Source organism: Rhizobium aethiopicum (genome assembly GCF_014197535.1).
In the GTDB taxonomy this organism is placed as follows: Bacteria; Pseudomonadota; Alphaproteobacteria; order Rhizobiales; family Rhizobiaceae; genus Rhizobium; species Rhizobium aethiopicum_A.
Genome location: NZ_JACIFV010000006.1, coordinates 124,970 through 146,605, shown reverse-complemented (window position 1 = coordinate 146,605; position 21,636 = coordinate 124,970). Strand labels below are relative to the sequence as shown.

The window sequence follows — 21,636 nt, the reverse complement described above, 5'->3', positions numbered from 1 at the left end:
GAATGGAAGCAGCTAATGGGCTCATGAATGGTGTGCCGTGTGGCCCCCTCATCCGCCCTACGGGCACCTTCTCCCCGCTGGGGAGAAGGGGGAGCAAGGCCCGCTGACACTTCCCGAACGAGACGCGCCATCCTGGAATCATCCCACTCAGTTGTTCAGCGGCACACCAATCTCCCTTTTCATTTTCCAGGTCGCCGCCCTCACCTCAACTCAGCACTGACCCGAAAAATGCCGCCGGCCGAAGCATCCGAGCAGACGACGAAGGTGGAGCCTTCCTGCGCCATGAAGGCGACGTTGCCGCCGGCTTCGCAGGGGGTGGCGCTCCATTGGAGGATGATGTCGCCGTTGTCGGGCAGTTTTTCCGTCGTCAGCTTGACGGCGCTCGCCATCCATTCGGTTGCCGACGGCAGGTGGACGGGGGCGTTCAGCTGTTTCGACAGCCAAGCGGTATAGTTCTGCGCCTCGGCGAGCGGCACGTCGTCGGCCGGCTGCTCGGGATTGCCGGCATAGGCCTGGGCCGAGGCCGGGTCGGAGTTGGCGGTGTAATACTCTGCCATCTCGGCGCGGGTGACCGCTTTCGCCTGCATGCAGAAGGATTTTTCGACCTTCACGGCGCCATTGGCGACGCCGAGCATGCCGCCGAGCTCCTTCAGCGACGAGGTCATCAGCCGGACATTGTCAAGCGAATAGCTACCGGCCGGAATGGTCTCGAAGGCGACATTCGGTGCAACCGGACAGAAGCCGCGCGCCGACAGCGCTTCGAGGTCGGTGAGGATCGGCTGGTAGGAAGCGATGGCGAGCTTGTAGGCCTCGGCGGTGTAGCGGCCATCGGCCTCGGTGAGTTTCGGCGCCAGTGCGGCAAGTGTCGGATCTGCGGGCCCGGCGCGTGTCGTCAGCGAGGCGTGGAGATCGGTGACGTTCTGCCTCAGCGCCGTCGCCTCATCCTTGGCCGCCATGACATCCGATATCAGCGCGGCGAAGAGTTTGGCGGCGTCGCCATAGCCCGAGGTCGCGGCCGGCAGCTGCCATTGCTCGGCCTTGGCTTTCGCCTCCGTCATCAGGCCGCTCGCCTTGGCGGCGTCGGGGCTGTCGCCGGCGCCGATGCGGGTGACGGTTTCGCGTTTTGCCGCAGCGTCCTTTTCGGCCGCCGTCAGCGCGGTCAGCGCCTTGGCGAGATCGTCGTAAGCCGTTCTCGCCGCCTCGTAATTATCGACCGCGCCGTGCATCTGCTGGGCGGCGGCGTTGTCGGCTGCGGCCTTCATCTTGCTGTCGGCCTCGGCGAAACTCGGCGCCTTGTCACCGCCGGCGGCGGCAGCGGCAGACTTGGCCTTTTCGGCATTTTCTTTCGCGATGGTGATTAGCGATTTGCCGAGGCTGATGGCGGCCTTCTGATAGCCGGGAAGCGCCTTCTTATAGTCTTCGTCCTTGAGCAGGGCATTGGCCTCGGTCAGCGCCGCGGCGCCGGCATCATAGGAGAGCCTCGCCTCGTCGCCGGAGGGGCGTTCAGGCGCCTTGGCGGCGATGGCTTTGTCCCTGCGGCTTTCGGCCTCCTTCTTCCAGGTGCCGACATCGGCGACGAGCTTGGGATCCGGGCGCAGCAGCTTCGGGATGGTGACGACGCCGACGCCGATGCAGATCAGGAGCAGCGCACCGATCATCGAGAAATGCGCGAGCGTCCATTTCTTCCGCTTCAGCGCTTCCGGCTGTTGCGGCATGCCGCCGCGCGGATCCCAGGCCATCGGCTGGATGCCTGTCGTGACACGGCTGAATTCGCCGAGCGCATCGGCGCCCATGCGCGGGCGCTGGGCCGGGTCGCGGCTCAGCATTCTCTCGACCAGGCTGGCCAGACCTTCGGGAAAACCGGGGATCAGCACGTCGAGGCGCGGGAAGATATTGGAGGGGTCGAGATGGATGTTCTTCCAGCTCTGCTCGCGCTGGTGCTCGTCCTCCCAGACCATGACGCTGTCGAAGACGCTGGCATAGGTCTGCCGCGGCAGGAAGAGCTTGTAGGCGATCATGCCCATCGCATAGATGTCGAGCGCGGCGGAAGCCGAGAAGGTGCCGCTGGCATAGATCTCCGGCGCGCCGAATTCCGGCGCATAGGGCGGGATGATATGCTCGCCGATCTTGGAGATCAGGTGCAGGTTGCCGATCCTGACCGAGAGGCCGGAATAATCCTCCGACACGTAGATGCACTGGTCGGTCAGGGCATTATGGGCGTAACCCGCCCCGTGCAGCGTCGCCAGCCCTTCGAGGATGTGGCGGCCGATCTCGATGGCGCGGTCATAGGCGACCATCTCGGTTTCCTCGAGATATTGGTGCAGCGTCTTCGACGGCCGCTTCTCGACGATGTAGAAATTGTCGTCTTCCGGCGACGGCGGGATGAGATCCTCGATTTCGACGAAGCGTCGCGCCGTCAGCGACTTGGCCTCGTTGACCGAGGTCCAGACCCGCTCGAAGCGCGCCTTGTCCAGCTTCAGCGCCACATCGGGCGCGACGATGAAGACCGAACGATCCATCCGCTTGTCCTGAGCCGGATAGACGATGAACTCGTTTTCATAGACCGGCTCGCCGATCGTGTAGCGGGCGATCAGATCACTTCTCATGCACGTGTCCCCCTGCCATTTTGTCTTCATCAAACCAGATGTCATTCACCCGCCAGAAGCGGATCGCCGATCAGGCCGGCGGCGAGAAACAGGCCGGTCTTCGTATCGCGGAGCGCAAAGGCGAAACGGGCATCGGCGCTCACCCGCACCAGTTTCGGATCGATGCTGCGCTCCGTGACCACGGCCGTTGCCGCCGCCGCTTCAGTGCCGTTCTCATCGACCTTGATCATCGTCTTCTGCAGAACCCGCGACAAGCTGATGTTTTCCGTGGTGAACCCGGGAAAAGCCGCATCGCTCGCCTTTTCGGGCGAAAGGCCCATCGCGTGGAGTGTCGGCATCAAATCACGCCCGTCGTTGAGGGAAAAGCGGGGCAGGAAGATTTCGCCCTTGGCGGGTTCGAATTTCTCCCCCTGAAGCCAGGACGCAAGGGTTTTGAGATCGGCGCCGCCGACGCCCTTTTCCGAGCGCGCCGCGATCACCACCATACGGTAGGTTTCGCCTGAATAGGCGAGGTCGACGGCTGCGAAACGATCATCGACGCGGAATTTCTGGCCGTCGCCGGCAAGATGCATCATCGGCACCGAGACCGTCGAGCCGTCCGGCCGCCGGAAGGGCGCCGCCGGGCTCTTCTCCTCGAAGGCGGTTTTCCAGCGGGCTTTGAAGGAAAGCGCTCCGAGGCTGATGAAGCCGCCGCCGGGCGGCGTTTCGAGGATCGCCGGAATGGCGTCGCGCGTCGCCTGCCTGACCCAGCCATTGATGTGCTCGACCGATTGGGCCTGGTCGAGATCCTCGATCGATGGCTTGATGCGATGACCGGCCAGCATGGAAAGCGCATCGGGGACGAGCGCCAGCTTGTCGTCGAAGACGATCGCAACGCCTGAAGCGAGCGGCGCATCCGCCGCCGGCGGCGTCTTCGGGTTCATCTCGTCGAGCACCCTCTCCGGCCCATTGACCGCATCGCCGAAACCCAGCCCCCGGGCGATCGCCGCCTTGCCCGCGTCCGAGGCGCCGAGGCTCGCGAGACCGAGCGCAGCGGCAAGGCTTGCCGGCGATACCATGATGTTGGCCGCCCCCTCCTTCGCCAGCGTGCGGTCGATCAGGTCGACGGCAAGCCCGGCCTGGGCGGCAAGGACAGCGCTGGTATCGGCGGCATCGCCCGCATGGGCGGGCGCCAGCGCCATCAGGGAAGCAGCAAGGCCCACCAGCAGAATGGATTTCGGCATCATTCGCTCCTCTTTCAGCGGATGCGATAGAATTTGGAATCGAACGACCATTTGCCCTGGACGCCGGTCTCGTCGTCGCCGACGATCCTGAGGCTGCGGGCGAGGTCGTAGACATAGTTGAAGGCGGCGCGCTGGCCGACGAGCGGTGTCGGCACGTCAGGCAGGTCGAGCACTTCGATCGGCTTGTCGCTGAGGATGGCGACGACCATGCCGACGCCGGCCGGCCCCTCCACCACATATTCGAAGCCGATATAGGGATTGCGGGCATCGGGCACGACCACCGGCCGTGCCGGATCGAGCCTGTTGTCGCCGCCCTTGGCCGTCGGTTTCAGGCCCATCGAGCGCTTGTTCGGATAGAGCTGCGTCAGCTTGCCGGCGGCGTCGATATCGACGAGGATCAGATAGCCTGATTTCTTGGTGGAGACGCGCATCGCCACCTTGTCGCCGATGCTGACCGAGGTGCCGGGCAGCACGTCGACGGCAACGCCCGCCTCATTGTCGGTCTTCAACGTGTTTTCGACGGCGGCGACCGGCGTCTTTGCCTCCTCGCCGGTGACGACATCGCGTCCGAGCGCGTCCGGCAGGCCGTAGAATTGCGGCACCGGCGTGAAGCGGCAGTCCCCAGAATGCGCCCGGCAATATTCGTCCGATTTGCGCCTGACGTAATCGAGCAGGGCGGCGTTGCTGACATCAGGCTTGTCGGAAGCGCGCGCCACCCCTTCCTCCACGCCTTCGATGAAGCGGCGGGTGAAGACGCCGAGCGGCGGTTTGGCCTCGGTATCGACCAGCGCCCATTGGCCGGCATTGACCGCCGACCAGACCATCGCCGTTTCGCCGCCGAAGGAGAATTTTGCTTCCTTGCCGGAGCGGTTCGGCGGCTGCAGCGATGCCAGTGCCGGGCCGAGGCAGCGCACCGTGCCGCCGGCGGGTGCGGCCACCGCACTGCGGCTGCCGGGACCGACATGGCAGGCATCGATCAGCAGCGTGACACGGCGGTCCTTGAGGCTGTTCAGCCGGGCGGCGATTTCGGTCTCGCGGATCTGGTTGGTGACGGTCACCTTGCCCCCCTCGCGCACCAGCTTGGCATCGGCGGCAACCAGCGTCGGGCTCGTCGTCGCCTCGGCGCCCATTTCCTCGGAGCCCTGGCCGCTGAAATAGAGGAAGACGCGGCTGCCGGCTTCAGACTGGCGCACCAGCCAGTCGTCGATTTCGGCAAGGATCGCCGCGCGGCTGGCCTTGCGGTTGGTGAGCATATGGATCTGTTCGGGACGGTAGCCGACCGTCTTGACGAGGAAGAGCTGCATCGCCTTCACATCGTCGACCGAGCCCGTCAGCTTCGCCTCGCGCATCTCATAATCGTCGATGCCGATCAGCAGCGCGCGGTCGCCGGGAGAACGCACGGTGATCGGCAGCTCGGCAGCCGGGGCCTGAACCTCGGGCTGGTTGCCGTCGGGCGAAGCGGCGGGTGGAGTCTCCGTCGTTACCGCAGGCGCCTTCGTGGCGTCGGGCGGCGTGGTGATCGCAAGGTTGGCGTCGAGCTCATCGGCCGGCGTCTGTTTCTGCGTCGTCCCGGCCGTCGGGCCGGTCGCAGCAGGCCGGCGCTTGGTGTCGATCGCCGCCACCTGGTCGCCGGCGGAAGCGCCTGAGGTGTCGGGCGCGTTCGGCACGTCGCCATCGGTCTTCTCGGCGATCCAGTCGCGGAAGGCGGCGACGCGGGTGTAGACGCCGTAATGTTCGGCCTCGGCGCAGCCGGCGCCCCAGCTGACGATGCCGAGCTGGATCCAGCGCTTGTCGGGGCGCTGCGCGACCAGCGGCCCGCCGCTGTCGCCCTGGCAGGCATCCTTGCCGCCCTCGGCGTAACCGGCGCAGACATTGCGCTCGTCGATCGGGTTCATGCGCATCGAGCTCTCGCGATAGGCGGCGCGGCAATCCTCGCGCGAGACGAGCGGCAGCTCGACCTCCTGCAGTTCGGTCGGCAGGTATTTGTCATCCCAGCCGTGATCGGCCTTGGTATAGCCCCAGCCGGTGACGACGGCGGTGTGGCCCGGGCTTTCCACGGCCTCGTCCGAGGCGGAGGCGAGGATTGCCGGCTTCGAGACGGCGGGTTCGGCAAGCTTGATCAGGGCGATGTCGTTGGCGAAGACCTTGCGGTCGAAATCTTCGTGGATGATCACGTCTTCGACGGTGAGGCCCGGCTTGTCCGGCCCGTCGACCGAGATCACCTTGTCGATCTTCTGCTTTCCCTCGACGATCAGGAGGTCGCGGGCGAAGAGATCCTGCTTGCCGGAGCGGCCGCTGGTGACGCAATGGGCGGCGGTCAGGATCCAGCGCGAGGAGATCAGCGAGCCACCGCAATGACCGCCGAAGCGGCCGCGCTGCTCGGGATCGGGCGCCAGGATCTTCACCTGCCAGGGCCATTCGCCTTTTTTCGCCGCTTGGCCGCCGATCACCCGCCCGCCATCCTCGCCGGCAAAATCCGTGTCCTGCTGCGCCAAGGCGGGAGTGGCCAGAAGCAGAAGGACGGCCGCAATGTTGAGGACCCTGCTGATCGACGTGCTCATAGCCTGGCTCCGGCGGAGGTATAGAGGACCGTAAATCCGACGCGTGCGCCCTCGGGCAGAAGTTCGCCGAGATGTCTGGCGATGTTGCCGGCGGTGCGGCGCCTGTCGTTCTGCTTCAGGAATTCCACCAGACCAGGCATCGGCTGATCGGAGCTGACAGCGACGAGCAGGTCGGTGCCGAAGGGGGCGACGACGGAAAGGTCGAGATCGAACGTTCCGGACATCTCGGCATCGGCTTCCCTGTCGCCGGGATAGAGGAACTGCACGGTGCCATCGCCGGTGACGTCGAAAAGCACGAGCTTGCGCCCGGCAAGATCGGACACCGTGACGCCGACGCGCTCGCCGTCACGATGGACTTTGTCGGAGGGTGTCACCCGCACGGTCTGCGGATTGATCTCCGACAGCCGCTTCAGCGTGTCGAGTGCGGCCATCCGGTCGACGACGAAGGGCATGTCGCCGCCGCCGACTTCGGAGGCGACGACATCGCCGCCGGCGATCGCCTCGCGCTTTTGCGGATCGAAGACGAGTTCGGCATGGGCGCCGTCCGTCAAGTTGAACGGCGTGACGGCCGAATCGATACCCTGCAGTACCGGCTCGGAACCGAGGGCGGCGACGGTGATCGGGGCAGGCTCGGGCGGCGGTTGCGGCACGTTCGATGTCTGCGCTTCCGCCGGGCCTGCCGTGTCATAGGCATAGACGATGGCGTGGTCGAGATCCGCCCCAGGCGAGCTTTGCGTGAAGATGTTCTGCCGCTGGTCGGTGAACTGATAGACCGACTGGCGCACATATTCGAACAGCTCGCGGCGGGTCACAGTGCCGTCGCCGTTGCGGTCGGCCGCGCCTTCGAAGGCGCGGGCGGTGGCATAGCTCAGCGCCCCGCGCTTCTCAGCGATGCCGGGAATCGAAATCTCCGGCGATTTGGTATGGTCGTCGACGGCGGCAAGAAAGGTCAGCCGCTGGTAATCGAAGCCGGTGGACAGGGCGTCTGACGTCGTCGAAATCGGCGCGAGGTCATCCTCCTCGATCGTATAGGACGGCGCCTGGCGCCAGGTGATCTCGGCGCCGCGCGGATCGACGTTGCGGGTCATGCCGCCGGCATGGCAGGTATCGGCGATGAACAGGACCTCGGCGCCTTTTTCCTCCAGCTTGTGGATCAGCACCTTGAATTCGTCGCCAAAGATACGCTCGCGCGATCCCGGCAGCCTCGTATCGAAGCCGGCCAGCACATAGACCTCGTCGCGGCCGCTCGGTTTGGAGCCTTTGACGCGCTCCGGCTCGCTCGATCCGTGGCCGGCGATGCCGAGCACGACGAGATCGCCCTCGCCGGCCCTGTCCGTGACGGCGCCGATCGCATCGAAGATGCCCTGGCGGTCGGCAGCGCCGTTCTTCAACAGCGTCATGTCCTCGACGCCGAGGGAGCGCAGCGACAGGGAAAGATCCTCGGCATCGGCGACGGCGCCGTGCAGCGGCGGGACATTACGATAGAGATCGATGCCGATCAGGACGGCTCTGACCGTGCCGCGCTCGGGAGCTTCGATCGTCCTGGCAAGGGCATCGGTGCCCGCCAGGGCAAGAAGGGCGAGTGCGGCGGCCATGGGAGCGAATGTGGACATGGCCGGTTCCCCCTCGCCCCTCTATTCGCGGCGCCATTCGACGCGGCGGTTGAGCGCGTCGATATCGTCTTCGGTGAGGTTGGCGGTGGCGGTCACGTCAACCGGCTCGGAGGCGCCGCGGCCTTCGGCGTCGATGGTGGCGTCGATGCCGTGGTTCTTCAGGAAATCGGCAACCGCCTGGGCGCGGCGCTCGGAGAGCTTCTTATTATAATCGTCGCCGCCCTTGCGATCGGTATGGCCGATGAGGATGATGCGGCCGGGCTTCTGCTCCTTCAGCGCTTCCAGCAATTCCTCAGCAGCCTCCGTGCCGATCGAGGTGAAGGTCGACTTGTCGAAATCGAAGGTGATCGGCACCGGGATGGAGACCGGCACGATGCCGCGCACATTCTCCGAATAGATGCCGCCGAGGACGCCGCTGCGGTGATCCTTCTCGGCCGGCACGAAGCTGCCCTGCGGATTGTCGCTGGTGGGATTGGCGGCAAGGATGCGGGCCTGGGCGGCGCGCTGGATGAGATCGGAAATCGTATCGGCCGGCGGCGCCTTCGGCGTGCGGGTCTCGTTCTTGATGATCTCGATCGCCTGCTGGTAATCGGCAGCGGCATCGGCGAAGCGGCGTGCGGAGAAATAGATCTCGCCGAGCGTGGCGGAGGCCTGCCAGAGCACCTGCGGGCTGTCGGCGGCGACGAGCAGCGGTTCATACTCGGCGACCGGCTTGTCGGCGGCCATCATTTCCTGGGCGGCGGCGAGCCTCAGGGCTGCGACGCGGCGCTGGGCGTTCACCTGGAACTGACCGCAATCGGCGCTGACGGCGATTTCATCGGCTTGCGTAGCGGCCGCCGGGATGTCCTTGGCGGCAACGGCGGTGTTCAGCTTGTCGAGCAGGGCGTTGCAGGCCGGCGTATCGGCATTGGCGACCTCGATCTCCTCGCCGGCCTGGCCGGGTTCGGCCGAACGGCCGAAGCTCAACGGCGGCATCTTGATGCTGAAACCGCCGGGAAGCTTGAATTGCGGCATCTTGATCTGCGGCATCGGCAGTTTCGGCATCTTGGTCTGCGCAGACTGGGACGGCTGCTTATACGGCTGCTGATATTGGCTCGGTTGTTTATATTGGCTGGGCCGGGTGGATGAGGTGGTGTCGGCCGGGCCGATCAGTTGCAGCTCGTCGGCGGCGAGCTCCTGGCCGGGCGCCAGATTGGTGACGATCTTGTATTTCTTCGGCGGCTGCGTCGTCGCCTGCTCGACCGGTTTCGGCGCGGGCTTCGGTTTTTCGATCACCTCGGGCTTCTTGGCGACCTCGGGTTTGACGACCGGCTTCGGCTTCGGAGCGGCTTGCGGTTTCGGCGCGATGGGCGGCTTTGCCGCCTGTTCGACCGGCGCGGGTTTTGCGGCGGGAACGGCGGCGACGGGCGGGACGGCGGAGGGCGGCAGGGCCGCCGTGCTGTCGACGGTGGTCAGCATCAGCGTCTTGCTGCTGATCTTGGTGCCGAGGCTGCGGGCTTCTTCGAGGCTGCGGGAGACGGCATCCATGCCGCCGTCGATCGAGCGGAACATGCCGCTGCCGCTGCCGCCGAGATCGGCGAAGATGGTCAGCGGCTTGGAGGAATAGAAGACCTTGATCTGCTCCTGCCCGACCGGGCCGGACACCTGCAGCCTGGCGCCGCTGGCCGGATCCGGCACCTGCACGCGCCTGCCGGCGGCGACGAGGGCATCGGTCTGGTACTTGTTCGGGAAGAGCTTGGTGACGGAGCCGTTCGGCGAGACGTTCAGCACGGTGACATAGGCGTTCTCGCTCGACTGGATGAACAGGCCGACGACTTCGCCGACGGCGTATCTCGCCTCGGCGCGATCGAAGGTGATGCTGACAGGCCCGGTCTGAGCCGGCGCTTCCGTCAGCGTGCGTTCGTTCTGCGCCCCGACCTCGGGGATCGGCGAAAAAAGCGAAAGACATGTGGCTGCGGCTAGGATGGCTTTGCGGCTGAGCATCGGAACCTCCCCCTTCGAACAATCTCACACTGTGCTGAAGATGAGAATAGCACTGACCGGCGAAATTGGGATGGCTTTGGCTGTCTTGCTTGAGGGAGGGTTACAAATTATTTGGAGCCGGGAAGATTGCGCGAAGGCACAGACGCGGCAAGACTCACGCCCGGCAATATCGGGCGTCCGTTTATAGTCGGACTGGACTAGAGTGAGGGCGTTAGTTCTTCGGCTTCTGGCCGGCGGATTTCAGAATCGAGATCAGGTCGCTCATTCCCTCTGGCGAGGAATTGTAGAGCCAGAGAATATCCGGATTGTCCGATGTGAATTCCTTGCCGGAGCCCGAGCCCATGTCACGGCCCGGCGAGGTCGTCTGCGGCAGCTTGCCCTGGCCCGGTATCAGCCCCTCGGCGCTTTCATGGTCGGCGATAATAGCAACGGCGGCGGCAAAGGCCTTTTCATCATGCTGGCGCAGCGTCGCAAGCGCGGGGTTTCGCGCCGCCAGCGCATCCTCGACCGGCCCGGCAAACCCGAGCCCGGGCATCTCAAGCGAAAGCAGCAGGCCGATCGACAAGCTTATGAGCCGGGATTTCGTCATCGTCGTCACATCCGTCCAAGGGGGCGCCATCGCGCGACAAAAGGACAATAAGGAGAGGCCGGATGGAAGGCAACGGCGCTCGGCGCCAATCGATTGGGAGGGTTGAAATCGGCTGGAGAGAGCTCAGAGGATCTTCAGCTGCTGCAGGCCGAGGCGGAGGTTGCGCAGCATTTCGCCGAAGATTTCCTCGATCCTGCCGGTCGACCAGACCACCATGGTGCCATAGGGCGAGCGCTTGCGCTGCATGAAGCCGGCCGTCTCGAAATCGATCAGCGTCTTGCGGCAGGTCTCGCTCGACATGACGGCGACCAGGAAACGGGCGAGATTGGACTGATCGATGGCGCCTGATTTTTCCGCCCAGTTCTGGATCAGCCGCGGCTTGGTGTCGGCGGTGAACATTGAGGCGAGCGCGCGATCCTGCGAAAGGCCGAGGCGCTGCAGCTTGGCCGGATCGCGGGTGAGCGACACGACGTAATCATTGTGCAGATCGGCGAAACGCTCGATATCGTCAGCCGTGTTGATGCCGAAGACCTTCATCGAATAGAGAAACTCGGCCATCAGATAGGTCGGCTCCGAGCGCAGCTGCGCCAGATGTTTTTCGTCCTTGCTGGCCGAGGCGGCGCAGACACGATCAGAGAAGTCGATCCTTGCCGCGCGCACCTGCTCCAGCAGGCTGACGTCGAGCGCCAGTTCGTCACCGTTCCAGTCCAGCATCGGCTTCCCTGCCAGTAAAACTTGAAGATGATGAAGTTGTACTATTGCCGACGCCGATCTCCAAATCGTTTGGAAAGCCACGCCTTGCTGACGAGCCGCTTCTATCCTAACATTTTAAGGACTTGGGGTATGATGCCGAAAGTTGTGAACGGTTTTCCGACGACATCATTCTCTCGCTCTCTAATTGTGAACAGGCTTCAGATTGGGGCCCCATGGCCAAAATGATCCTGTTTCGGGGTTCACGGCAATGCGCAGTTTAAGCTCGCATATTCTGATGGCCGCAGCGATCGCAATCGCTTGGCCTGTCCTCGCAAAAGACACCGTGATGATCGAGCTTCCGGGCGGCGACGGCGCCCGCTCGGTCGGCATCATCTCCGCCAATGAGGAGGTCGAGGCATCCGGGCCGGCGGCGATCACCGTCGGCGACGACGGCACCGTCTACATCCTCGACCAGAACAATGGCCGCGTGCTCGCCGTCGACGGCGAACGCTCGCAGGCCGATCCCGAGATCCTGCCGCTGCCCGAAAATGCGGCGCCGGAGGATCTCGCTGTCGTTCACAACGAACTCTACCTCTGGTCTGACGGCATCGTGCCGCTCGAGCGCTCCCCTGGCGCCGATGGCCGCTCGCAGACCCTGCGCGCCCTCGATGGCGGCGATGCCGACGACTACACCCGCTCGGTCTTCGCCTCGATGGGCTCGGTGTCGCCCGGTCCGCTGAACAGCATCATCGACGAGATCGGCCGCAGCACCAGCCGGCCGCAAGTCCGCCCGCCTGTCGTTCAATATGTGCCGAGCCGCGGCCTCGGCGATATCATCGCTGAAGTCTCGGCGGCAAACGACAAGGCGGAAATCCTGCTGCGGCGCGCGAGCTCGGAGGAGAATTTCCTCTCGCTTCAGCTCGCCGGGGAAAACCGGATCGGCACCGTCGAACTGCTCGACATCGACACCACGGGCAGACCCTATGCGCTTGTCGAACTCGTGCCCGCAGACCGGCCGGAGCGGACCGGCATGCTGGTGGTGCGCTTCACGCCGAACGGCGTGCTGGAGCGCGTCTACGATCTGCCGATCGAACCCGGCACGGTTTTTTCCAGGCGCTTCGTGGCGATCGGCCCGCGCGGCGACGTGCTGTTTCTGCGCTCTGGGGAGAGCCGGGCGCAGGTGCTGAAACTCGAGGGGCGCGAGCCGGGCCGCAAGCTTGCCGTCGCCAGGCCGGCCAAGCCGGCAATTGCGGCCAAACCCGAAAAGGGACCTAAGGTCGCCATCCTGCCGAAATCGCGCGGCGCCGTGATCGAGCGGGCGATCGGCTTCGAGACGCTGAACTGGCTGGTGACGCCGGCGGCCTACGGCAAGGATCCGGGACCTGGTTGCGTCAACATGAACCGCCTGCGCCGGCCGATCTACCTGTTCGGAAAACGCGGCCAGACGGTGAAGGGCGTGCCCTATTGCTGGGGCTGCAAAACGCCGCTCGAGGACTTCACCGAGGGTGTCGTCGACGGCCAGACGGCCGGCAACGTCTGCACCAAGAGCGCGCCGCAATCAAACATTCTCGGCGTCGACTGCTCCGGTTTCGTCAGCGAAGCCTGGGGTCTGAAGATGCATGTCTCGACGCGGGCGATCCCGGGCATTACCAGGCGGCTTGCCGATCCCTGGTCGCTGCAGCCGGGCGACGCGCTGAACCGGCCGGGTTCGCATGTGATGCTGTTCATGCGCTTCACCGACGACCGCAAGGTGGAGGTGATGGAGGCGACCCCCAATGCCTGCAAGGGCCGCGTCTGCCGCAATACCTACTCGCTCGGCAGCCTGCTGCTGCGCGGCTACCAGCCGGTGCGCTTCAAGGGGTTGGAGGGCTGAAGGGCGGAAGCGTCGTGTCGGCTGTCTGCTGCATTCAAAGTATTATAGCGGCCGCCGCTGTCTGAGGCATGCGGACCACAGTCCTGACGTGGGTTTCACGTTTGCCACGTCCGCCCACCTCGTCCTCCGTCATGCTCGGCCTTGAGCCAAGCATCCACACGGCACCCACCAGCAGCCGCGGCATGAGTCCTCGGGTCAAGCCCGAGGACGACGGAGTGGGGGACGCTGTTCCGCCAAACTCACCCTCGCCTACATCCCGCGGGTCTTCAGACGCGTGGCGCCGTCGGCGCCAGACGACGCTTCGCCATCGCTAAAAGCCCATGCGCCGTGACGTTCGCGGCATAGTCCTGATATGCGGGATCCCGGCTCAGCATGCGCTCTTTGGCGCGGGCGCGCATGAGGTAGATGAGACTGACGATCGCCAGCATGCCGGGGCCCGCGCAAGTCCTTCGGCAAACCCGCTGGCGACAAAGCTCGGGGCCGCAAACAGACACCAGGAGATGTTCTTCGAGACATAGGCCGTGATGCCGTGATGGGTTAGGTTGGAAAAACGAGGGCCGAAGGCAATGGTCGCCCAGCCGTAGGTTATCGCGCAGGACAGCGTCGCGACGCTGAGTCTCAGGCCTTGAGCCACGAAGAGACGAATTCTGAACAAAATATTAGCTAAAATGGACGCCGACCGTAACCTGTCCCTAATGCCAACTGCCGCCGCCATCGCCGCCATTGCCGCCATCGCCACTAGAGCCGCCACCGCCACCACCACTGTCGCCGCCGCCCATGCCGCCGCCAGAACTGGAATTTCCGCCGGATCCGTTTTCAGAACGCACAAAAGCCGGTTCATTGCTTCTTGCTGTTACCTTTTTGACGGTGGGCGTTCGTTTTACCGTCGGCTGTTTATTGGCAGCCGGCTCTTCACTGGTGAAAAGTGTCCTGGCGCTTGGGTCGAAGATGCAACTTTGCAGGATTGCGCCGGAGCCAACGATGAACGTCGAGCACAATAGGACTCGGATGGTTTGATTGCTATTCATATAAGGCGCCCCCATACCGCCGTTCAGAAGAGATCGTACCTCGGATTTCGCTTTACCCATGTCGCCTTGGCGAGCTGGATGAGTCTGTCGTTCAGTGATTTGGCTTTCGGAAGGGCCTTTTGTTCCTGAGCAGTTAGCTCCGTGGCGAAAATTCCTTCCGCCTTTTTCTTCGCAGCGTCAGGCAAGGCCTTGAGTTCCGCCAGGGCCTGGTTCTTCGGATCGCCGCTGCCTGGCCTGTTTACCGCCATCGCCAGCGCAAAATAGCGTGCCGCGATCACAATGCTGTCGGGGTCAACGCCGTCATCTTTGGCCAGTTTCGCGCGGTCGAAAGCTCCCCAATAGTCGCCACGTTCTGCGCCTATCTCCAGCCATTTTAGTGCTTCTGCCTTGTCCGCCGCGACGCCGACACCATCGCGGTACATGCGCCCGAGATTTGCCGGAGCATAGGGCTGACCACCCTCTGCTGCCCGCGTGAATAAATCGAGCGCCTTTGGAAGATCCTGCGGCGCGCCTTTTCCAAAGCGGTAGACTAGCGCGAGATTGTTCTGGGAATAGATGTCGTTACGCTCGACGCCTGCCTCGTAGAAGCGAATGCCGCGCTCCGGATCGGCCGGAACCTTGACGCCATTGAGAAAGATATAGCCGAGAGCATTCATGGCGTAGGTATGGCCGAGATCGGCAGCCTGCAGCATCAGGCGTAATCCTTGCTGCTGGTCTGCTTTGATGCCACGGCCATAATACAAATCGTTCCCGAGGCTGTGCAACGCGTAAGGGTCGCCTTTCTTGGCTGCCGCTTGGACGATCTCTGCAGCCTTTTCGACGTTGCGCGGTACTGAAGCACCAATTTCGTACATGCTCGAAAGGTGGTGGATCGCCCTGACATGGCCGGCATCCATCGCCTTCTTGATCGTCGCAAAGGCTGCCTTGGCGTCGCGGTTGGCAAGCTGGGCGCGGCCGAGCTGATAGACGAAGCGGGCAACGCCGGGATAGGCCTTCACCGCATCATCGCAGGCAGGCAGCGCGACGGCGGGATCGATTTCATTCGGGAGTTTGCCAGCGGTCACACCTTGCAGATCGAGGGGGGCGGCGGCTGCGGTATCGCAGTCGTTGAGCGTCGGTTTGAAGGTGACGGTGGCGGGCTGCAGGTCGTCGTTGGCGGCTTGCAGCGTCAGCGCGAAGGGCTGGTTTTCGGTGCCGATCTGCGGCTCGTAGGAAAGTGCAGGAATATCGGCGGCTTCAAGCACGTGGCCGGGCCCGATCACCCGGTCGCCGGCGCGCAGCGTGCCCTTTTCGGGCAGGGCCGCGACCTTGAAGGTCATCTCGGCGGCCGATGCGGGTACTTCAGGCAGGCGGGCTTCGACGGGGCCGACGCCGATCGTCGTGTCGACGTCGCGCGGCAGCGCTTTCAGATAGGCGCCGGCATCGGCAAGCCGCGCCTGCTTCTCCTGTTCGAGCTGGGCGAGCTTGGCGCCGGCATCGGCCGAGACGGTGATGGCGACGACGCCCTGGGTCGCCTGGCCATAGGGATCGCTGACCGTATAGCCGATCAGGCCGATCGTCCCGGCGGCAACGCCCGATGAATCATAGCTCAGCGCCGTCAGCGCCGCGGCCGACAGCTTGGCGCCCTGCTCCACCGGCTTGCCGTCGAAAATGAGCTTGCCGGTCTGCGGAAGCTGGTTGAGCGTAACGAGCAGCGCCGAGCCGGTTTCGTCATGCGGCGGGGCGATCGGCAGCTGGGTCGCGGCCGCCCCCTCCGGCACGCTCACCTGCTGCATCGGCTCGACGCTCGGCGGCGGCGGCGCCGGGATGAAATAGAAGCTGTCCATCAGCGAGGAATTTTCCCAGGGGACCTGCTTGCCATTGGTCATGGCGATCACGTCGCGGCGCACATCGGTCAGGACCTGGCGGATTTCCTTGTTCGGCTCGCTGGCGCGTTTGATGAAGGATTCGGAATAAGGGCTCAGCGCCCCCTCGCCATCGAGCGCAACCTGGCCCGGCTCCGTCGAGAAGGCGATCAGGCTGCCGAGATCGCTGTCGATGCGCGCCAGCCCGCGCGTCGCGCCGACCGGTTCCAGCTTTTCCGCCATCCAGAATTTCTGCGTATTGAACGGGTTGTTGCGGCAGGCATCGAGGAAGATAAGCTGCACGCGCGAATTCTGCTTGAGATGGTTCAAGATCAGGTCGAGCGGCATGGTCTGCGTCTCGACGTCATAGGGCGTTTCCAGCGTTGCATCGACCGGCACGAGGAAATTCTGTCCGCCGACCTGGATGCCGTGGCCGGAATAATAGATGAGACCGGCCTCCGCATTATTGGCCGAGCGCAAGAAGCTGCGCACCGTATTCTCAAGACCGATGCGGTCGACATTAATGCCGATCGTCACGTCGAAACCGGCCCTGCGCAGCGTGTTCGCGACTTCCTGGACGTCATTGGCAGGATTGGGCAATGAGGGCAGCGTCTTATAAACGGAGTTGCCGACGATCAAGGCGATCCGCCGGCCATCCTGGTCACCGGATGTGGCGACAGCGGGCCGTTCAAGCCCGAGAAAAACCACTGCTGCCAAGAAGATCAGCAATATAGCCGCAAGGCGGTTCTTTCCGTGAAACTCGGGCATAGCTCCACCGCAGATAGTACTGGTTGGACGATGTATTGACCGGCCGAATAAAAATATTCCTGCGACTGTAAAAAAGCAAGTTTGGTTACTTCCAAGGCAATTGGAGGGCTTCCAAAAAATGTATCGTCAAGGGTCAACCATCAGTAAATCTGAACCTTTACCGGGGCTTATGCAGATGGAGGGCTGCCCGAATGTGATCGATGCAAGCAAAAACCCGTTCCAGCCCAGTCAAGGACAGACACGGTGCCGTCGCACCGTATGTGCCCGCGAAAGAACCGACGTTGATCGGATGGCCTCGCCGATTGCTGCTCAAAAATTCGGCAAATGCCGCAAAGTGTACACAGTAATAGGCAGCCAAGGACCAGGGGCTAAAAGAATCAAACGGTTATAAGGTGGCACACCTCTTGCAGGTAATTTGCTGAGTTGGTGGCTAGGGTTCCGGCGCTTTTCTGAAGCGCGGCTGGTCCGAGAGCCACCACCGGCGGAGGAGAAATCCCGCCGGGTGCACGGCGGGACAAAAGCCCGGGAGACCTCGTAAGCCAAGGGATTGGTGGCACGATGGTCTTTGCCGATCCCTTTTGAAGAAAAGCAGAAGGGGAATTTCAATGCAGACTTTTTCGAAGATTGTTTCCGCCACAGCGCTGGCGCTATCGCTGATGCTTGGGCTTGCTTCCGTCGCAGAGGCGGAACAGAAGAGCGAATTCAAGGTGGCCTGGTCCATCTATGTCGGCTGGATGCCTTGGGGCTACGCGGCCGACCACGGCATCGTCAAGAAATGGGCTGACAAATACGGCATCAAGATCGAGGTCACACAGTTCAACGACTACGTGGAATCGATGAACCAGTACACGGCGGGCGCCTTCGATGCGGTGACGCTGACCAATATGGATGGGCTGTCGATCCCGGCCGCCGGCGGCGTTGACACGACGGCCGTGATCGTCGGCGACTTTTCGAACGGCAATGACGCCGTGATCCTGAAGGACAAGGCGAGCCTTGCCGATATCAAGGGCCAGAACGTCAACCTCGTCGAGTTCTCGGTCTCGCACTATCTGCTCGCGCGCGCGCTCGAAAGCATCAAGCTGGCGGAGCGCGACGTGAAGGTGGTCAACACATCGGATGCCGACATGGTCGCCGCCTATAAGACACCTGATGTCACAGCCGTCGTCACTTGGAATCCGCTGGTTTCCACCATCCTCGAAGATCCCTCGGCCAAGAAGGTTTTCGACAGCTCGCAAGTGCCGGGCGAAATCATCGACCTGATGGTCGCCAATAGCGGCGTGCTGAAGGACAATCCGAACTTCGGCAAGGCGCTTGCCGGCATCTGGTATGAGACGGCAGCTCTGCTGCGGGCAGACAGCGCCGAGGGCAAGGCCGCCCGCGAGGCCATGGGCTCGGCTTCCGGCACCGATCTTTCCGGCTTCGAGGCCCAACTTGCCGCCACCAAGCTCTTCGACAAGCCGGCCGATGCCGTTGCCTTCACCGCTTCGCCCAGCCTGCCGAAGACCATGGATCTGGTGCGCAACTTCCTCTTCGAGAAGGGACTGCTCGGCAATGGCGCGCCATCCGCCGACGTCATCGGCATCGAAATGCCGGATGGCAAGGTGCTGGGTGACACCGGCAACGTGAAGCTGCGCTTCACCGAGGCCTATATGAAGGCCGCCGCCGACGGTTCGCTCTGATCGCAAAGGGGCGCGGTCTGCCCGCGCTCCCTCCCCTTCATCAGCGGAGCATTTCCCATGCGTTGGATCAACACGAGGCCGAGCCGGGGCGCCCAGTTCGCCTTGACGATGCTGCCCTTCGTGCTGCTCGCCCTTGCCTATGCCTTCGGCTCGGCGGCGAGACTGGCTGACAACGCCAACGACAAGCTTCTGCCGAGCCTTGCCGGCTTTGCCGACGCGATCAACCGTCTGGCCTTCGTCGCCGACCCGCGTACCGGCGAGTTTCTGCTCTGGTCGGACACGGGCGCGAGCCTCATCCGCCTGCTCTCCGGCCTTGGCATCTCGACAGCGATCGCGCTTGTTATCGGCATGCTGATCGGCATGCTGCCTTATCTCAGAGCGCTGCTTTCCCCCTTCGTCGCCGTCATCTCCATGGTGCCGCCACTGGCGCTGCTGCCGATCCTCTTCACCGTCATGGGGCTCGGCGAGACGTCGAAGATCGCGCTTATCGTCATCGGCGTCGCGCCGACGATGATCCGTGACCTGGCGCTGAAGGCGCTGGAATTGCCGCGCGAACAGATCGTCAAGGCCGAGACGCTCGGCGGCTCCTCCTGGCAGATCGGATTGCGCGTCGTGCTGCCGCAGATCCTGCCACGGCTGATCACCTGCCTCAGACTGCAGCTCGGCCCGGCCTGGCTGTTCCTGATCGCCGCCGAAGCAATCTCGTCGGATTCCGGCCTCGGTTACCGCATCTTTCTCGTCCGCCGCTATCTGTCGATGGATATCATCTTCCCCTATGTCGTCTGGATCACGTTGCTCGCCGTGGTCATGAACGCCCTGCTCGATCGCCTGCGCATCGTCGTCTTCCCCTGGTCGGAGCTGGAGAAGCAGGCATGAGCGAGCTGAAGATCGAAAGGGTCTGGAAGGAATATGGCGACCAGATCGTACTCGAAAACGTGTCCTTGACCGTCGCCTCGCGCGCCTTCGTCGCCCTCGTCGGCCCTTCCGGCTGCGGCAAGACCACCTTCCTGCGCATGCTGCTCGGCCAGGAGCAGCCGACGAAGGGCAAGATCCTGCTCGACGGCGAGCCTCTGCCGTCGGAGCCAGGCCCGGATCGCGGCGTCGTCTTCCAGCGTTATTCCGTCTTTCCGCACCTGACGGTGCTAGGCAACGTGCTGCTCGGCAAGGAATTTTCCGATGCGCGCTACAAGGCCAGGCTTTTCGGCACCGCCCGCCGCAACGCGATCGAAGAAGCGCGCCGGTTGATTGCCGAGGTCGGGCTCGCCGGTTCGGAGAACAAATATCCGGCCCAGCTTTCCGGCGGCATGCAGCAGCGCCTGGCGCTCGCCCAGGCGCTGATCATGAAGCCGAAGGTGCTGCTGCTCGATGAACCCTTCGGCGCGCTCGATCCCGGCATCCGCGCCGAAATCCACACGCTGATGAAGCGGCTCTGGCACGAAACGCAGATGACCGTCGTCATGGTTACCCATGACATGCGCGAGGCCTTCACGCTCGCAAGCCGCGTCGTTGCCTTCGAACGTCGCCGCGACCGGCCGGAGGAGAAAGAGCGTTACGGCGCCACCATCACCAAGGATATTGCCATCTGGCCGCCGCGCCTTGCCGGCCAGCCATCGATTTTCAGCCCCGACCGGGACGGCCCGGTCGCTTCCCTGGGGCACAGCCGGGACGACCTGGCATCATAAGGAGAGACGCTATGATGCATGTGAGACGGTCCCCCGCAGAAATCGCCGCCAATCGCGCGCGCTACGAGGAGCACCAGAAAAAGGGGCTGGAATTCGCCCCCAAGGCCCTGCCCGGCCCCAGCCCGCTGCCGGCGCCCGCCATCGCCGCCGCCGCGATCATTCATCAGGAGATCATACCGGGCGGCTGGTACTGGTCGACGAAAGTCTCGCGCGGCGAGGCGATCCGAATCGACCAGGGCGAAGGAAATTCAACCGTGGCGCTCGTCGCCTGGAATGCCGAGGATACGAGCGAGCGGATTAATCTCGTCGACACCGCCAAGGTCCAGTGGACGACCGCGCTTGGCAAGGGGCGGGTGATCTTTTCCGACATGGGCCGCGTCATGTTCTCGATCATCGAGGATAGTTCCGGCGGCCATGACTGCCTGATGGGCGGCTCGACGGCCGCCTCGAATGCCGCGAAATATCCGGGCGAGAAGACACGCAACACCCGCGACAACCTGATCCTCGTCGCCGTCAAGCTCGGCCTCGACAGGCGCGATATCCCCGGCATCCTCAATCTTTTCGCGCCCGTCCGCCTTGCAGAGAGCGGAGGTTTCGGCTGGCAGAGCAAGCGCTCGAACAGTGGCGATTATGTCGAACTGCGCGCTGAAATGGATATGCTGGTCGGCTTTTCCACCTGCCCGCATCCGCTCGACCCGGATCCCACCTATCAGCCGAAGCCCGTCGTCATCACCCGCTACCGGGCAGCCGCCCCGGCTGCTGACGACCTTTGCCGCACGGCAACGGCCGAAGCCGTGCGGGGTTTCGAAAACAACGCCCTGATGCAGGCCTGAGGAGAAGGCGATGTCCGATTTCATCCAGACCTCCCCTGCCCGCAGCCTGCAGAATGCCGCGCAGGATCATCTCATCGCGGCCGAAGCCCCATGGTCCGGCGTCGTGCGCAAGGGCCAGACGATCCGCATCGAGGACAGTCTTGGCCAGCAGGCGATCGACACGCTGTTCTACCGTGCCGATGATTTCTCCGAGCGCTATTCCAATCAGGATACGATGCGCATGCAGGGTGCTGCCTATATCGGCATCGGCACCAAAATCATGTCGAATGAAGGCAATGTCATGCTGACCATGACGGCCGACAGCTGCGGCCGCCATGACACCTCGGCCGGCGCCTGCTCCTGCGAGAGCAATACGGTGCGCTTCGGCCATGGCACGAAATACCTGCATGCCTGCCGCGATAACTTCGTCCTCGAGGTCAGCAAACACGGCATGGGCAAGCGCGACATCGTGCCGAACATCAATTTCTTCATGAACGTACCGATCAAGCCGAATGGCGAAATGACGATCGTGGACGGTATTTCGGCGCCGGGCGACTATATCGAACTCGTCGCGGAGATGGAGGTGCTCTGCGTCATCTCCAACTGCCCGCAGATCAACAATCCCTGCAACGGCTTCGATCCGACGCCGATCCGGGTGCTGATCTGGGATGGCGAGGATTGA

The 21,636-nt window shown here is 63.6% G+C and carries 15 protein-coding genes, 1 pseudogene and 1 riboswitch; of the genes and pseudogenes, 6 read left to right on the top strand and 10 right to left on the bottom strand.

All coding sequences use genetic code 11. From position 1 onward, the window contains the following. Nucleotides 1–200 precede the first annotated feature (200 nt). The 7 genes from GGD53_RS11365 to GGD53_RS11335 all read right to left on the bottom strand — a co-directional run bounded on the left by GGD53_RS11365 (nucleotide 201) and on the right by GGD53_RS11335 (nucleotide 11,289). Nucleotides 201–2,606: a protein kinase domain-containing protein gene (locus GGD53_RS11365; protein WP_184455918.1), complete on the bottom strand. Its 2,406-nt coding sequence runs from the start codon at nucleotides 2,604–2,606 to the stop codon at nucleotides 201–203. Nucleotides 2,607–2,647: 41 nt separating this feature from the next. After that, the gene (locus tag GGD53_RS11360) at nucleotides 2,648–3,829 is read right to left on the bottom strand and encodes a serpin family protein (RefSeq protein ID WP_184456157.1); all 1,182 of its coding nucleotides are present in this window, start codon (nucleotides 3,827–3,829) and stop codon (nucleotides 2,648–2,650) included. A gap of 14 nt (nucleotides 3,830–3,843) precedes the next feature. Continuing rightward, nucleotides 3,844–6,390 carry a trypsin-like serine protease gene (locus GGD53_RS11355; protein ID WP_184455916.1) on the bottom strand — a complete coding sequence of 849 codons (2,547 nt, stop codon included), beginning with the start codon at nucleotides 6,388–6,390 and terminating at the stop codon, nucleotides 3,844–3,846. Further along, nucleotides 6,387–8,003 carry a caspase family protein gene (locus GGD53_RS11350; RefSeq protein ID WP_184455914.1) on the bottom strand — a complete coding sequence of 539 codons (1,617 nt, stop codon included), beginning with the start codon at nucleotides 8,001–8,003 and terminating at the stop codon, nucleotides 6,387–6,389. Before GGD53_RS11350 ends, GGD53_RS11355 begins: the two co-directional genes overlap by 4 nt. Nucleotides 8,004–8,024: 21 nt before the next feature. Beyond that, entirely contained in the window at nucleotides 8,025–9,986 is a 1,962-nt protein-coding gene (locus GGD53_RS11345; protein ID WP_184455912.1) for a DUF4384 domain-containing protein, read from the bottom strand. 211 nt (nucleotides 9,987–10,197) lie between these two features. Further along, nucleotides 10,198–10,575 carry a hypothetical protein gene (locus tag GGD53_RS11340; RefSeq protein ID WP_184455910.1) on the bottom strand — a complete coding sequence of 126 codons (378 nt, stop codon included), beginning with the start codon at nucleotides 10,573–10,575 and terminating at the stop codon, nucleotides 10,198–10,200. 123 nt (nucleotides 10,576–10,698) lie between these two features. After that, the gene (locus GGD53_RS11335; protein ID WP_184455908.1) at nucleotides 10,699–11,289 is read right to left on the bottom strand and encodes a hypothetical protein; all 591 of its coding nucleotides are present in this window, start codon (nucleotides 11,287–11,289) and stop codon (nucleotides 10,699–10,701) included. 247 nt (nucleotides 11,290–11,536) lie between these two features. Here GGD53_RS11335 and GGD53_RS11330 point away from each other — a divergent pair, with 247 nt between their 5' ends. After that, nucleotides 11,537–13,141, top strand: a complete 1,605-nt coding sequence (locus tag GGD53_RS11330; protein WP_184455906.1) for a hypothetical protein — start codon at nucleotides 11,537–11,539, stop codon at nucleotides 13,139–13,141. Between the two features lie 266 nt (nucleotides 13,142–13,407). Here GGD53_RS11330 and GGD53_RS31635 read toward each other — a convergent pair. The 3 genes and pseudogenes from GGD53_RS31635 to GGD53_RS11315 form a co-directional block, all read right to left on the bottom strand. Further along, nucleotides 13,408–13,754: pseudogene (locus tag GGD53_RS31635) on the bottom strand (hypothetical protein); the annotation flags it as partial. Between the two features lie 79 nt (nucleotides 13,755–13,833). Beyond that, entirely contained in the window at nucleotides 13,834–14,169 is a 336-nt protein-coding gene (locus GGD53_RS11320; protein WP_184455902.1) for a hypothetical protein, read from the bottom strand. Nucleotides 14,170–14,192: 23 nt separating this feature from the next. Next, complete coding sequence (locus tag GGD53_RS11315; protein WP_184455900.1) at nucleotides 14,193–16,781, bottom strand: caspase family protein; 2,589 nt, start codon at nucleotides 16,779–16,781, stop codon at nucleotides 14,193–14,195. 419 nt (nucleotides 16,782–17,200) lie between these two features. Beyond that, a riboswitch (guanidine-I (ykkC/yxkD leader) is annotated at nucleotides 17,201–17,312 on the top strand. A gap of 74 nt (nucleotides 17,313–17,386) precedes the next feature. On the opposite strand from GGD53_RS11315, the gene GGD53_RS11310 reads away from it, so the two are divergent. The 5 genes from GGD53_RS11310 to GGD53_RS11290 are packed head-to-tail and all read left to right on the top strand — an operon-like array spanning nucleotide 17,387 to nucleotide 21,636. Continuing rightward, entirely contained in the window at nucleotides 17,387–18,460 is a 1,074-nt protein-coding gene (locus GGD53_RS11310; protein ID WP_184455897.1) for a putative urea ABC transporter substrate-binding protein, read from the top strand. 57 nt (nucleotides 18,461–18,517) lie between these two features. After that, the gene (locus tag GGD53_RS11305) at nucleotides 18,518–19,336 is read left to right on the top strand and encodes an ABC transporter permease (RefSeq protein WP_184455895.1); all 819 of its coding nucleotides are present in this window, start codon (nucleotides 18,518–18,520) and stop codon (nucleotides 19,334–19,336) included. Then, a complete protein-coding gene (locus tag GGD53_RS11300; RefSeq protein ID WP_184455893.1) occupies nucleotides 19,333–20,142 on the top strand; it encodes an ABC transporter ATP-binding protein in 810 nt (269 codons plus the stop codon). The genes GGD53_RS11305 and GGD53_RS11300 overlap by 4 nt, the downstream gene beginning before the upstream one ends. A gap of 11 nt (nucleotides 20,143–20,153) precedes the next feature. Beyond that, a complete protein-coding gene (locus GGD53_RS11295; protein WP_184455892.1) occupies nucleotides 20,154–20,975 on the top strand; it encodes an urea amidolyase associated protein UAAP1 in 822 nt (273 codons plus the stop codon). A 10-nt stretch (nucleotides 20,976–20,985) separates the two neighbouring features. Further along, nucleotides 20,986–21,636 (top strand): urea amidolyase associated protein UAAP2, encoded by a 651-nt coding sequence (locus GGD53_RS11290; RefSeq protein WP_184455891.1) that lies wholly within the window; start codon nucleotides 20,986–20,988, stop codon nucleotides 21,634–21,636.